The sequence below is a fragment of the Gemmiger gallinarum genome, from assembly GCF_014982805.1.
Lineage (GTDB): Bacteria > Bacillota > Clostridia > Oscillospirales > Ruminococcaceae > Gemmiger > Gemmiger gallinarum.
On record NZ_JADCKC010000002.1, the window covers coordinates 741,885 to 754,809 of the forward strand.

General features: G+C 64.4%; 8 protein-coding genes. All 8 read right to left on the reverse strand.

Annotated features, from left to right (window positions below):
* Positions 1–12 precede the first annotated feature (12 nt).
* The 8 genes from INF35_RS08995 to INF35_RS09030 all read right to left on the reverse strand — a co-directional run bounded on the left by INF35_RS08995 (position 13) and on the right by INF35_RS09030 (position 12,016).
* Positions 13–1,905 carry an LTA synthase family protein gene (locus INF35_RS08995; RefSeq protein ID WP_193501635.1) on the reverse strand — a complete coding sequence of 631 codons (1,893 nt, stop codon included), beginning with the start codon at positions 1,903–1,905 and terminating at the stop codon, positions 13–15.
* A gap of 297 nt (positions 1,906–2,202) precedes the next feature.
* Positions 2,203–3,588 (reverse strand): MATE family efflux transporter, encoded by a 1,386-nt coding sequence (locus INF35_RS09000; RefSeq protein ID WP_193501637.1) that lies wholly within the window; start codon positions 3,586–3,588, stop codon positions 2,203–2,205.
* A 231-nt stretch (positions 3,589–3,819) separates the two neighbouring features.
* Positions 3,820–4,962 carry a glycerate kinase family protein gene (locus tag INF35_RS09005; RefSeq protein ID WP_193501638.1) on the reverse strand — a complete coding sequence of 381 codons (1,143 nt, stop codon included), beginning with the start codon at positions 4,960–4,962 and terminating at the stop codon, positions 3,820–3,822.
* A 396-nt stretch (positions 4,963–5,358) separates the two neighbouring features.
* A complete protein-coding gene (locus tag INF35_RS09010; RefSeq protein ID WP_193501641.1) occupies positions 5,359–6,588 on the reverse strand; it encodes a hypothetical protein in 1,230 nt (409 codons plus the stop codon).
* A 49-nt stretch (positions 6,589–6,637) separates the two neighbouring features.
* Positions 6,638–8,182 carry a sensor histidine kinase gene (locus tag INF35_RS09015; RefSeq protein ID WP_193501643.1) on the reverse strand — a complete coding sequence of 515 codons (1,545 nt, stop codon included), beginning with the start codon at positions 8,180–8,182 and terminating at the stop codon, positions 6,638–6,640.
* A 33-nt stretch (positions 8,183–8,215) separates the two neighbouring features.
* Complete coding sequence (locus tag INF35_RS09020) at positions 8,216–8,872, reverse strand: response regulator transcription factor (protein WP_193501645.1); 657 nt, start codon at positions 8,870–8,872, stop codon at positions 8,216–8,218.
* A 247-nt stretch (positions 8,873–9,119) separates the two neighbouring features.
* Complete coding sequence (locus INF35_RS09025; RefSeq protein ID WP_193501647.1) at positions 9,120–9,404, reverse strand: acylphosphatase; 285 nt, start codon at positions 9,402–9,404, stop codon at positions 9,120–9,122.
* Positions 9,404–12,016 carry a heavy metal translocating P-type ATPase gene (locus INF35_RS09030; protein WP_193501649.1) on the reverse strand — a complete coding sequence of 871 codons (2,613 nt, stop codon included), beginning with the start codon at positions 12,014–12,016 and terminating at the stop codon, positions 9,404–9,406. The genes INF35_RS09025 and INF35_RS09030 overlap by 1 nt, the downstream gene beginning before the upstream one ends.
* Positions 12,017–12,925: the final 909 nt, after the last annotated feature.

Genomic DNA, 12,925 nt, shown 5'->3' on the forward strand with positions numbered 1-12,925 from the left:
CCGGTCCGGCAATCAGGCGGCGGGGGTCAGGGGGGCAAACAGGCTCTGATTCCGGCTGGCCTTGGCCCCGATGTTGTTGTATTCCAGATAGAAATATCCGCTCATCCAGGCATCGTTTTCGGCGTTCTCGCCGTAGGTGCGGGTGGTGCCGTCGGCGGCCATGTAATCGTTGCCCGCCGTCTGGACGGGGACATCCTGCTTCATGGCCAGCAGATACTGATAGAAGGGCGACAGGGGCAGCTCCGCCTGCTCCACCAGGGTGGGAGCCAGGTCGCACAGGTCCATGCGGTTGAGGGCGTCGTTCTCGTTCACATAGCCCGCGTTCTCCAGCGGATAGTTGGCCCAGATGAAGTACGGCGTGCTGCGCTCCAGCAGCTGCCGGTCGTTTTCGGGGATGCTCTGGTCGGCAATGTGGTCGATGAAGCTGGGGGCGTGGTCGCCGGCCAGGGCCACGATCACCTTGCGGCCGCTCTCCTCATAGACCTTGGTGAAGTAGTCGCACAGTTCGCCGATGGCCTGGTCGCTCATGTACATGCAGGACAGATACTCGTCCACCTCGTCGTCGTACTCGCCGTAGTCGGTGGCCGCATGGACCAGATCCAGGGAGGCGTCGTTCATGTCGTAGTCGCCGTGGCTCTGGATGGACACCAGGAAGCCGAACCGGGGCTGATCCTCCGGCATGGCCTCATACAGGGCCGCAAAGTCCTTGTAGGTGGCCGAGTCGGTCTGGTAGGGACGGTTACCGTAGTACTCCTGGGTGGGGAAATCCTCCTGGAAGTGGGTCTCGTCAAAGCCCAGGGCCAGCCAGGCGGAATCCCGGCGATAGTTGGAGTTGGTGTAGGGATGGGCTGCCATGGTGGCGTAGCCCAGGTCCTCCAGATAGCTCACCAGGCTGTTGGCGTTGTGCAGGTTGAGCCAGTTGAAGGGAGTGATGCTGGGCATGAGCATCAGGGAATTGGAGGTCAGCATCTCATACTCGCTGGAGTTGGTACCGCCGCCCACATGGGGGCTGACGGTGTGGCCCAGAATGCTGTTGGGCAGGTTTTTGATGGTGGACATGTACTCCACGTCGGTTTGCAGGTCGGTGACGAGAGAGGGATCATAGAAGCTCTCGGACAGAATCAGGATGACGTCGGGGTACTCGTCGGCATCCACCTCGGGGGCAGTGCGCTGGTAATCCTGGCCCAGGGCGGCAGCCTCCGCCGCGGCGTCGTTGGAGTAGCCGTCGGGCATGAGGATGGGGTCCACCAGCAGAGACGCCGCCTCAATGGTGCCGGCCAGATAGCCGTACTTGTAGTAGGTCTCCTGCCAGGCCCAGCCGTAGGTGGCCTTGGGCTTGATGGGCGCCGGGCTGAAGTAGCCGATGTAGAGGATCAGCGCCGCGCAGACCAGGCTGGCGGCATAGCGGATGCCCCGGCGTTTCCAGCTGATTTTTACGCCCTTGCGGGGGTGCACCAGCCATGCCTGCAAAGCGGCCATGGCCAGCACCGGCAGATACAGCAGCGCCAGGGTAATGACGGTCTGGTTGATACGCAGGGTGTAGCTGCCCATGACCTCCGCCGCCGTGCCGATGTTGAGCACATCCTGGGGCATAAGGGCGGAACCGTGAAGGTCCCGGGTGTAGTAGTTGGCGATGGACAGCACGGTGAAGATCGCCCCGGCAATGCCGGTGGCCCGGGACCACTTGCCCAGCAGGGCGAAGAGCACCAGCGTCAGGCAAAAGGCGGTGAGGGCGTTGAGAGGGGCGAACACCGGCCACTGCCCGGCCATGTAGTCGGCGGTGACGCCGTCGGACAGTTCCAGCTGATACCGGGCAATGAAGGCCGCTGCCAGCGCAAGCAGGCAGGGCAGCACGGTCTGCAGCCAGAAGGTGCGGTCAAGAATGCGGGTTTTGAGCGTTTGCATGGATGTTTCCTCTTACTGTGGATGGGTGCCGCGCCCGGTCATACTGGCCAAAGCGACACATGTAAAATTGTGTAATGCGTACAAAAAAGAGGCGTTCGCGGCAGCGAACACCTTTCTATTATAGCACGATGTGTCGAATTCGTAAAGAAACAGTATGTGAAAAAACCGGCGCAGCAGCGGCAAAATCTGCCTGCCGGGCCGGTTTTCGGGCTTGGAAAGGAAGTTTTTGTAAGGAAATTGTAAATCCCATCCCCTCTTCCCTGTCCGGCGGCGGGACGGGACAGGGCGAACAGCAGGTCAGTCCTCCCGGAACAGCTGCTCCGCGGCGTGGAACTCCCGGCGGGCCAGCTGGGGCTCAAACACCAGGACAAAGACGGTGCCGCTGACGCAGGCTGAAATAACGTCGGCCAGAGGTTCGGCGTAAAAGGCGGCCCGGGCTCCGAAAAAGGCGGGCAGGGCCAGGGTCAGCAGCACAAAGCCCGCCTTGCGGAAGAGGGAGAGGGCCAGGGAGGTGCGGGTGCGGGCCAGAGCAGTGAGGCCGTCCACCCGGGCGTACTGGACGGCCAGGGGGATGATGCCCAGGGTAAAGACCCGCAGTCCCCAGGCGGACAGTTCCAGCAGGGAGGCGTCGGAGGTGAAGATGCGGACGATCTGCCCCGCCAGCAGCTGGAACACCACGAACATGATGACGGTAAAGCCCAGACACATGCGCAGCACGCAGCGGGCGGCCTGACGGACCCGGTCGCTGCGGCAGGCGCCGTAGTTGTAGCTGAGGATGGCCTGGGTGCCGCTGCTGATGCCCAGCATGGGCCCGGTGATGAGAGCCATGCAGCTCTGGACGATGGTGGCGCAGGCAATGAGGGCGTCCCCCTGCTCAGGGCCGCCGTAGTACTGGAGGACGGCATTCATGGCGATGAGGATGATGCTGTCAGTGGCCAGAATGAGGAAAGGCGGGAAGCCCATGCCCGCCACCCGGAACATGAGGGGGAAGTCCGGGCGGCACAGGCCGATGCGGATGGGCGGCTTGCAGAAGAGGAACCAGGCGGTAAAGGCGCAGCTGAGAAACTGGGAGAGGACGGTGGCCGCGGCGGCGCCCGCCACCCCCATGTTCAGGGCGAAGATGAACACCGGGTCCAGGATGATGTTGGCCACGGCGCCGATGAGGACGGCGGCCATGCCCACGGTGCTGTAGCCCTGACAGGTGATGAAGTAGTTGAGGCCCACCGCCATGAGGGCAAAGAAGGTGCCGGCGGTGTAGATGGTCAGATAGGTGTCGGCATAAGGAAAGGTGGCGTCGCTGGCGCCGAAGCAGCGCAGCAGCGGTTCCCGGCAGATCAGGAACCCGGCGGTGAGCAGAGCGGACAGCCCCACCAGCATAAGAAAGCAGTTGGCCAGCACCTTGCGGGCGGTGGCGTTGTTGCCCTCTCCCATGCGGATGGCCATGAGGATGGAGCCGCCCAGTCCCACCAGGGTGCCGAAGCTGCTGAGCAGGGTGACGATGGGCCCGCAGACCCCCACGCCTGCCAGGGCCAGGTCCCCCACCCCGGGAATATTGCCGATGTAGACGCGGTCAATGAGGCTGTAGAGCACGTTGACGAACTGGGCGATCATGGCGGGCACCGCCAGACCCAGCACCAATTTAGGTACCGACCCCTTACCCAGATCCTGCCGGCTGCTTTTCATGGCCAAAACTCCTTTTATACTGTACGTATAGTGAAATATACAAATTGTATAAAACGCGGCGGGCGGGAGGGCTGCCCTCTCCCCTGCGCTGCCGCAAAAAGAGCCTGCCGGGACAGGATGGTCCCCGCAGGCTCGGCGCAAACAGTATAGCACCCGTCCCAAAGGGATGCAACCATCCCCCGGAAGGAAATTTTTGCAAAGGATTCCGGGCATACCCGGCGGCAGAATGCCTTACCGGGCGTTCAGGGTCATGAGGCGGCAGGCATCCTCGGCAGCGCGGCGCAGATCGGCAGCGGCACGGGGAGCAGCCTGTTCAAAGGGCAGGGCGGCCCGGTCGGCGGCCACCATGGCGGTGACCCCCATGTCGTAGAGGGCCCATGCCCCCTCCCCGATGACGCCCCCAAAGGCGATCACCGGCACCCCGGCAACCCGGGCCCGGCGGGCCACCCCGGCAATGACCTTGCCCTGAGCGGTCTGGCCGTCGATGCAGCCCTCCCCCGTCAGCACCAGGGAGGCATCTTTCAGCAGGCCGTCGAAGCCCACCAGGTCGAGGAGCAGATCAATGCCCGGGCAGAGGGTGGCACCCAGAAAGGCCACCGCCCCGGCGCCCATGCCTCCCGCAGCCCCGGCGCCCGGCAGGTTGATGACCGAGACCCCCAGGTCAGCCTCGGCCACAGCGGCCAGATGGGCCAGACCAGCGTCCAGCCGCAGCACCTCGTCGGGGGAGGCGCCCTTCTGGGGGGCAAAGACCGCCGCAGCGCCTCTGGGCCCACAGAGGGGGTTCTTGATGTCACACAGCACCTTGAGGGTGGCCCCGGCCAACACCGGAGCCCGGCCCAGCAGGTCAATGTGGGCGATGTTTTGCAGGGTGTCCCCCACCGGCACAAAGCTGCGGCCGCTGGAATCCAGGAAGCGCACCCCCAGAGCCGCCGCACAGCCTGCGCCGCCGTCGTTGGTGGCGCTGCCCCCCAGACAGAGCAAGATCTCCCGGCAGCCGATCTGCAGGGCGTCCAGGATCATCTGGCCCACGCCGTAGGTGGTGGCCCGGCCCGGGTCCAGCCGCCCCGCCGCCTGGGCCAGAGGCAGCCCCGCACAGGCCGCCATCTCAATGACGGCGGTGTGTTTCCCGGGCAATATGGCGTAGGGGGCACGGACTTCCTCCCCGAAGGGCCCCTGCACCCGCACCACCCGGCGCTCCCCTCCTACCGCGGACAGAAAGGCCGCTGTGCTGCCCTCGCCCCCGTCGGCCAGGGGCACCCGCACCAGCTCGGCCTCGGGAAAATGCCGGGAGAATACCTCCCCCAGAATGTCACACACCTCAGCGGCGGTCAGCGATCCCTTGAAGGAATCGGGTACCAGGATGATCTTGCGCAAGTCGGACAACGCTCCTTTCTCCGCGGCCGGCCGAAAAATCAGGAATGGGCCGGGCCGCAACATGGTGACTGTAAAACGGCATCTGCCGCAGAATTTTTCCCGCCGTGAACAGCGGCGAATTTGCTAAGACTAATGATACCCGTCCCGGCCTAAAAAAGCAACCGCCCCGCACCCCTAAAATGTCCCCGGTATTTCCCCGATATCTTCCCCGCTCCCCTCCCCGGCGCGGCCCTTCTCCCCTGTCTGCCTCCGGGGCTGTCCGTGGAAGCCCTTCCCTGCCCGCCGGGCCTTCCCTTTCCCCTTTGCCCGCAAAAAGCGCCCCGCCCGAAAAAGGGACGGAGCGCTGTTGATGATGCTGTGATCTTGTGTTCGGATGGCTGCGGGGTTCGACCGGCTTTACCCGGCGGCCTCGGTGGTTTCGCCGGAGGCCAGAGGGAAGCCGTCGGACAGAGGAATGTAGGAATAATACTCCTCCCCGGGGGCCAGCCAGCTCATGGTTTCCAGATAATTGGCGGCGTGAAAGTCAGTGTCCTGCAAAAAGGCATCGTAGTCGTCCCCGTTCAGGAAAGTCACGGCGTACCACAGGCCGTCGGACCCCTGGAGCAGGTAATTGTCAAAGGAGAGATCAGGGACGGGGGTACCTTCCTGGAGCAGATACCAGGTGAGATACCGGTCCCGGACAAGGCCCTCCGGGACAGACCCTTCCTGTCCCAGGCAGACCAGCTCCAGCAGCCGGTCGCAGGCTGTGTCATAGTAGGCCACCCAGCGGCTGCCGTCCTGGGTAGTGAAGCGCAGATCGTCCAGCCACTGCCAGTTCTGCCGGGCGCCCATGCTCTGCCGCCAGTATTCGGAAAAGGTGTCCGGCCAGGGGGAACCGGTGCAGGAATCCATCGTCTCCACCTGCCAGCCCAGCTGGGGCATGAGCTGCTCCACAAAGGCGGCGGGGTCGATGGCGTTGGCGGCGGCCACCGCCGCCTCATAGGTGGGCTCCACCAGGTCCAGCGTCTCCTGGCTCAGGTTGGGCTTCTGGGCGGCGATGTCCTCCAGCTGGGTGTCGTGGGGATAGAAGGGATTGTTGGACAGGCCGGTGAACAGGTTGCAGGTGATCAGGTAGGCCTTGCCGGTGATGGCGTCGAACAGGCACCCCACCGAGTAGGGCCCGCCGTCTACCACGTAGGTGGCCATATAGAGGGCGTCCACATCCGGCCACAGCTGATCCACACTGAAGGGCTCCATTGTGCCGCCATAATACTGCCGGGAGAACAGCCCCAGCACCAGCTGGGCATCGGGGTCGCCCAGCTCCTCGGGGGAATAGCCGGCGCTGGCCAGCAGGGAGGCGGCGTTGTTGGCGGCGGTCTGCTTGTCCATCTGGGGACCGGTGGGTTCCAGAACGGCGCTGGCCGTGTCCTCCGAGAGGCCGTCCTCCTCCGTCATGTCCCCCATCCAGGTATAGGCCACGTCCTCCTGATTTTCCGGCACCAGCACCGGGGCGGCCTCGGGGGTGGCGGCGGGGTCGGTCTCTACGGTGGGTTCGCTGCCCAGCCCGGCGGTGCAGCCGGAGAGGGCCAGGGCCGCTGCCAGGACCAGCCCGGCCCCCCGGCGGCAGAATGTTTTGCAATGCAGCACGGCGAATGCTCCTTCCTCAGTTTGATGACTTCATCCTAACACGGGGGAGTCATCGGGCTGTTTCGGAGGTGTTGCAGGGTTGTAAAAAGGCGGGGTCCTCCCCTGCCCCTGCCCCGGAATCCCCGGAATGCCCGGGTCCGCCGGCGGGGGCGTCAGGGTTGGCGGTGCGGGGCGCCAGCCGCAGGGTGGCGGTGGTCCCCTGCCCCGGCTTGCTTTCATAGGTCAGCTCTGCCCCGTGGGCCCTGGCGATGGCGTAGCAGATGGACACCCCCAGCCCGGCGCCGCCCTCCGCCCGGCTGCGGGCCTTGTCGGCGCGGTAGAAGGGCCGGCCGATGCGGGCCAGGGTTTCGGCATCCATACCCCGGCCGTTGTCCCTTACCACAAAGGCGGCCTGCGCCCCGGTCACGGCAAAGGCCAAGAGCACCCGGCCCCCGGGAGCGCAGGCCTTGACGCCGTTGTCGCACAGGTTGACCAGCAGGCTCTCCATGAGGTCGGGCTGGCAGGAGACGGGGGTATCCACCGTCTCGGGGGCGGGGGTGGCCTCCAGCCTCACCCCCCGGGCGGCGGCCTTGGGGCCTACGGCATTCAGCACCCGGCCCATGAGGGCCCCGGCGGAAATATCGTGAAACTCCGGGGCCTCGTGGTTGAGTACCGACAGCCGCAAAAGCTGTTCCGACAGATTGAGCAGGCGGCGGCTCTCAAACTCGATGGACTCGGCGGCCTGCATGAGCTCCTCCCCCCGCAGATCGGCCAGGCGGATGGTCTGGGCATATCCCCCGATGGCGGTGAGCGGGGTGCGCATCTCGTGGGAGAGGTCGTCCACCAGGGCCTGTTTGCCGTCGGCCTCGGCGGCCAGCTGGGCCAGCTGGTCCTGCACCCGGGCGGTCATGTCGTTGAGGGTGCGGCCCAACTCCCCCAGCTCGTCCCGGCGGGTATCCGCCACCGGCGTGCGGGCAGAGTAATCCCCTGCCGCCACCCGGCGGGCGGTCTCGGTCAGGCTTTGGAGCGGGCGGTTCATCCGGCGCAGCACCCCGTACAGCCCCGCCGCGAACAGCACGCTCACCGCCGCGCACAGCAGGGTGAAGAGCAGCGCCGTCCGCTGCCAGTCCCGGAAAAACTCCTCCATGTCGGCGCAGGCGGTGATGACATAGCCGTCCATGGAACCGCTCATGGAGGTGGTGGCAAAGATCAGATGCCACCCCATGATCTCCCGCACCTGCCAGCTGCGCTGCCCCGGCTCCAGAAGGGTCAGTTCGGGCAGAAAGTCGTCGTCCACCGGCAGGTCGGAGTAGCAGGTCTGGCCGTTCAAGCGGATGCTCACCCGCATGCCGTCGCTGTTGGCCTGCATGGCGTGGTAGACATACAAAGAATCCAGCGCCGCCGGACGGTTTCCTGCCACGGCGGGCACGTCCTGGGACAGGCGCTGGACAAAAGCACGCTGCCGGGCGAGAAACTCGTCGCAGCGGGCGTCAAAGCTCAACCGGCAGCTGATGGTGGCCACCCCCAGCACCCCGCCGAACAGGCAGACCAGAAACAGGGCCAGGGTAGCCAGATAGATGGCCTGCCAGAAATGGGGGGTCCGCAGTTTCTGCATTCCGGTCCCCTCCTTTGTGTATGGTCGTGATGGTCAGCCCCGGGTGTTCAGCCGGTAGCCTACCTTGAATACCGTCTGGATCTCCTTTTCCAGCCCCAGCTTTTTGCGCAGGCGCTGGATGTGCACATCCACGGTGCGGGTCTCCCCCTCATAGTCGTAGCCCCAGGCCAGGGCCAGCAGCTTTTCCCGGCTGAGGGCCAGGTTGCGGTTGACCACCAGCGCTTCCAGCAGGGCAAACTCCTGGGGCGTCAGGGTGACGGGGATGCCTGCCCGCAATACCTGACGGGCACTCAGGTCCACCTTCAGGTCCCGGAATTCAAAGCAGGTGGCGTTGCGGCTGGTGCGGCGCAGTACCGTGTCCACCCGGGCCAGCAGTTCCAGCACCTCAAAGGGTTTGACGATGTAATCCTCGGCCCCCAGACCCAGCCCGTGGAGCTTATCGTCCAGGGAGGTCTTGGCCGTCACAAAAATCACCGGCTGGTCGGGCTGCAGGCGGCTCTTGACGGCAAAACCGTCGGTGCCGGGCAGCATGACATCCAGCAGGACCAGATCATAGGTTTTCTGCGCTGCCATTTCCAGCGCCTGATCTCCGGTAAAGGCCTGGTCGCAGCTGTGCCCGACCAGACGCAGATTGGCGGCCATCAGGTTGTTGATGGCCGGGGCGTCTTCCGCAATCAATATGCTTGCCATAGGGGTGTATTCGCCTCATTCCTCTTTCATTTTCACCCATATGCGGCGGCCCGTGGGGGACGGACAACAAAGCCGCATATTAACTATTATAACGACAGATGTATCCAATTTGTTACAGGAACCTTGAAAAAACCTTGCGTTTCCAACCGGGAATCCGTCGCAAAAAGGCCGAAAAAGGGCCGTGCCCGCCGGGAAAAGCCTCCCGGGCGCACGGCCCTTTTTTGGGATGAAATGGGTGGGAAAACGGTCAGAAATCGTAGCCGTCCCGGACGCGGAAGCTGCGTTCCTCCGGGTCCAGAGGGCGGGCACGGCTGGTGAAGTCCTCGATCATGATCCAGCGGCTGGTGGTGCGCAGATCGTTGACCAGCCGTTCCAGGTCCTCAGGCTTTCCCTGGGCTTCCAGCAGAACGCTGCCGTCGGGTTCGTTCTGAACCCAGCCGGTAAGGCCCAGCCGGGAGGCAGTGTAGTAGGCCCGGTAGCGGAACCCTACCCCCTGCACCCGCCCGAAAAAGCGGTACTGCCGCCGCTCCATCAGTCGATGGCGGTGACCGTGTAGTCCTTGTCCTCCACGGCCTTCTTGAGGGCGGCGGGGTCGACGGCGTCGGCGCACAGCACCTCGGCTACGCCCTCCTCATGGCTGACCTTCTCGACGCTGACGCCGGGAATGGCTTCCAGCGCCTTCTTGACGGTGGCTTCGCAGTGGGCACACATCATGCCGGTGATATGAATGGTTTTCTTCATGGATTGTTCCTCCTTTTGGGATTCAGTGGTTTGAGAGACAGCCTTCGCCGGGGCAGTCTGCACAGGGCAGGCGCCGGTGGGGCAGGCAGCGGGTTCAGGGCGCCGGGGCAGGGGAGCCCGGCGGCGGGGGGCGTGGTCATGGGAGGCGTCCCTGGGCTTGACGGTATTCAGGCGCAGGGCGTTGGTGACCACGCAGACGCTGGACAGGCTCATGGCCGCCGAGGCGATCATGGGGTTGAGCAGGATGTTAAAAGCCGGGTACAGGGCGCCAGCCGCCAGCGGGATGCAGACGGCGTTATAGAAGAAGGCCCAGAACAGGTTTTCGTGGATGTTGGTCACCACACGGCGGGACAGGCGGACGGCGGCGGCCACATCAGCCAGGTCGCTGCGCACCAGAACCACGTCGGCGGCGTCCAGAGCCACGTCGGCACCGGCACCAATGGCAATGCCGGTGTCCGCCCGAGTCAGGGCAGGGGCGTCGTTGATGCCGTCGCCCACCATGGCGGTGCGGGCGTTTTTCTGCAGGCGGCGGACCTCCGCCTCCTTGCCGGCGGGCAGGACGCCTGCCACCACCTTGTCGGGGGCCAGGCCCACCTGGGAGGCAATATGGGCGGCGGCTCCGGCGTTGTCACCGGTGAGCAGCACCACATCCATGCCCAGAGCATGCATCTGGGCGATGGCATCTCGGCTGGTGGACTTGACCACGTCCGCCACCCCGATGACACCGGCGGCATGGCCGTCCAGCGAGAAGTAGAGGGGCGTGGCGCCCTGGGCGGAGAGTTTGGCTCCCGCCTGGGCCAGGTCGTCGGGCAGGTCGCACTGGGTGCGGATGAAGTTCTCGTTGCCGCCGGCCATGACCTTGCCGGCTACCTTGCCCAGCAGGCCCTGGCCGGGCACTGCCTCAAAGTCGGCGGCGGGACGGTACTTGACCCCGTCGGCGTCGGCCTTTTTCAGGATGGCCCGGGAGAGGGGATGCTCGCTGCGGGCTTCCAGTCCGGCGGCCAGGCCCAGCAGGAACTTGGCAGGCACCTTGCGGGTGCCCACGATCTCCACCACGTTGGGCTCGCCGGTGGTAATGGTGCCGGTCTTGTCCAGAATGACGGTGTCGGTGTAGCCGGTGGTTTCCAGGCTGGCGGCGGTTTTGAAGAGGATGCCGTTCTTGGCACCCACGCCGCTGCCCACCATGATGGCCACGGGGGTGGCCAGACCCAGGGCGCAGGGGCAGCTGATGACCAGCACCGAGATGGCCCGGGCCAGGGCGAAGGGGAAGGTCTGCCCCGCAATCATCCAGATGACAAAGGTCAGCAGGGCGATGCAGATGACGGCGGGCACAAAGATGCCCGAGACTTTATCGGCGGTCTTGGCCAGGGGAGCCTTGGTGGCGGCGGCATCCCGCACCAGGCGGATGACCTGGGACAGGGTGGTATCCTGGCCCACCCGGGTGGCTTTGCAGGCCAGAGCGCCGTTCTGGTTGATGGTGGCGGCGCTGACCGGGTCGCCGGGGTGTTTGTCCACCGGCAGGCTCTCACCGGTGAGGGCGGCCTCGTTGATGCTGGAGTTGCCTTCCAGCACCACGCCGTCCACCGGGATGCTCTCCCCGGGGCGGACCAGGAAGATATCGTCGGGCTTGACCTCGGCCACGGGCACGGTGACGGGTTTGCCGTCCCGCACGATGCGGGCGGTCTGGGGAGCCAGGCGCATCAGGCTCTTGAGGGCGTCGGTGGTGCGGCCCTTGGAGTAGGCTTCCAGCATTTTGCCCACCGTGATGAGGGTCAGAATCATGGCCGCCGACTCAAAGTAGAGGTCGTGGCGGTATTCCATGACCTGGGCGGTGTTGCCGGAGGCCAGGCCGATGGAGATCATGACCAGGGCGAACACGCCGTAGGCCAGGGCGGCACCGGCGCCCAGGGCCACCAGAGCGTCCATGCCGGGGGCCAGGTTTTTCAGCCCCTTGAAGCCGCTGATGAAGAAGGCGCGGTTGATCCAGCAGACGGGCAGGGTGAGGGCCAGCTGAACCAGGGCGAACCACAGCGCCCCGGTGCCGTCGCCTTCCAGGAAGGGAGGCAGGGGCAGGCCGATCATATGGCCCATGCTGATGTACATGAGGGGGACCAGAAAGCACAGGCTGGTGATGAGGCGGCGGCGCAGGCGGGGCGTCTCGGTATCTTCGAGAGCGGCTTCCTCGCTGGCGGCATCGTCGGCGGCAGGTTTGGCCCCGTAGCCGGCGTCCTCCACCGCCTTGCAGATGGCGGCTTCATCGGCGGGAGCGGCGTACTCCACCTGCATGCTGTTAGTCAGCAGGCTCACGGCCACCGCGCTGACGCCCGGCACCGCGGCGACTGCCTTTTCCACATGGGCGCTGCAGGCGGCGCAGCTCATGCCGGTGATCTCAAATCGCTGCATGGAAAAACCTCCTTTATTTTTTGCATATGGGGTGAATCTATGTGTTTGGGAAAGATGATTGGATGGGGGAGACGGGCGGTTATTTTTAGGCCCGGCTGATGAGGGAAAACGGGCGGTTTTTTGCAGGCCCGGTTTATTTGAAATTTTTATTGGGTAACCTGTTGCGTAGTTTTGGTACGACGCTTCGGGAAAACATTTCCTATCGGCAGACTGCCGCTTTTTGACCGGTCAAAAAGCGGCGGAAAAACCCGCCTCCAGCGCGAGTGACATAAGAAAACGAAGGTTCTGCAAGAACTGCGAAGCATGGCAAAACCGCTGCAAGGCGGCAGATGCAAGGCAGAGGGCTGCAGCACTCCTTTGTGGAATGCAAAGCCCGATAACGCGGCAGATGCCGCCTTGCAGACAGAGTTTTGCCACTTTGTTTTCTTATGGAACCGCGCAAAAGTTCCGAGGCGGGGGGCACGGCTCAAGGGGCCTGCGGGCCCCTTGAGAAACCCCGGAGCAAGAGGTGGGTCGTGCCGAGAATTGCCTCCTGCAACTTGAGATACACGGTCTATGGGTCGTGCCCCGTGCATCACAAGATAAACGGTCACCCGGCCTCCCATATTTGTGCGGCGGCCCGCTCCCGCAGACCGCCGCCTGGGGGAAAGGCAGTCGTTTTTATTTTGGGGACGAGATTCTCCCAAGCTGACGCCTGGGGAAAAGCTTCCGTTTCCATTCCGAAGCAACAGTCCTTGCAGACTGCCGCACAATGGCGAAGTGTTGCATCTCCTGTCTGAAAGCCAGACTTCGGCAGGCTGCCATCGGATGGAGGGGCTTTGCATTTTGTGTTCGGGCAGCAGGTCTTGACGGACTATCGCCTCACAGCGTCCTTCCGATATTTCCACCCTATATTCATGCCCGCAATGC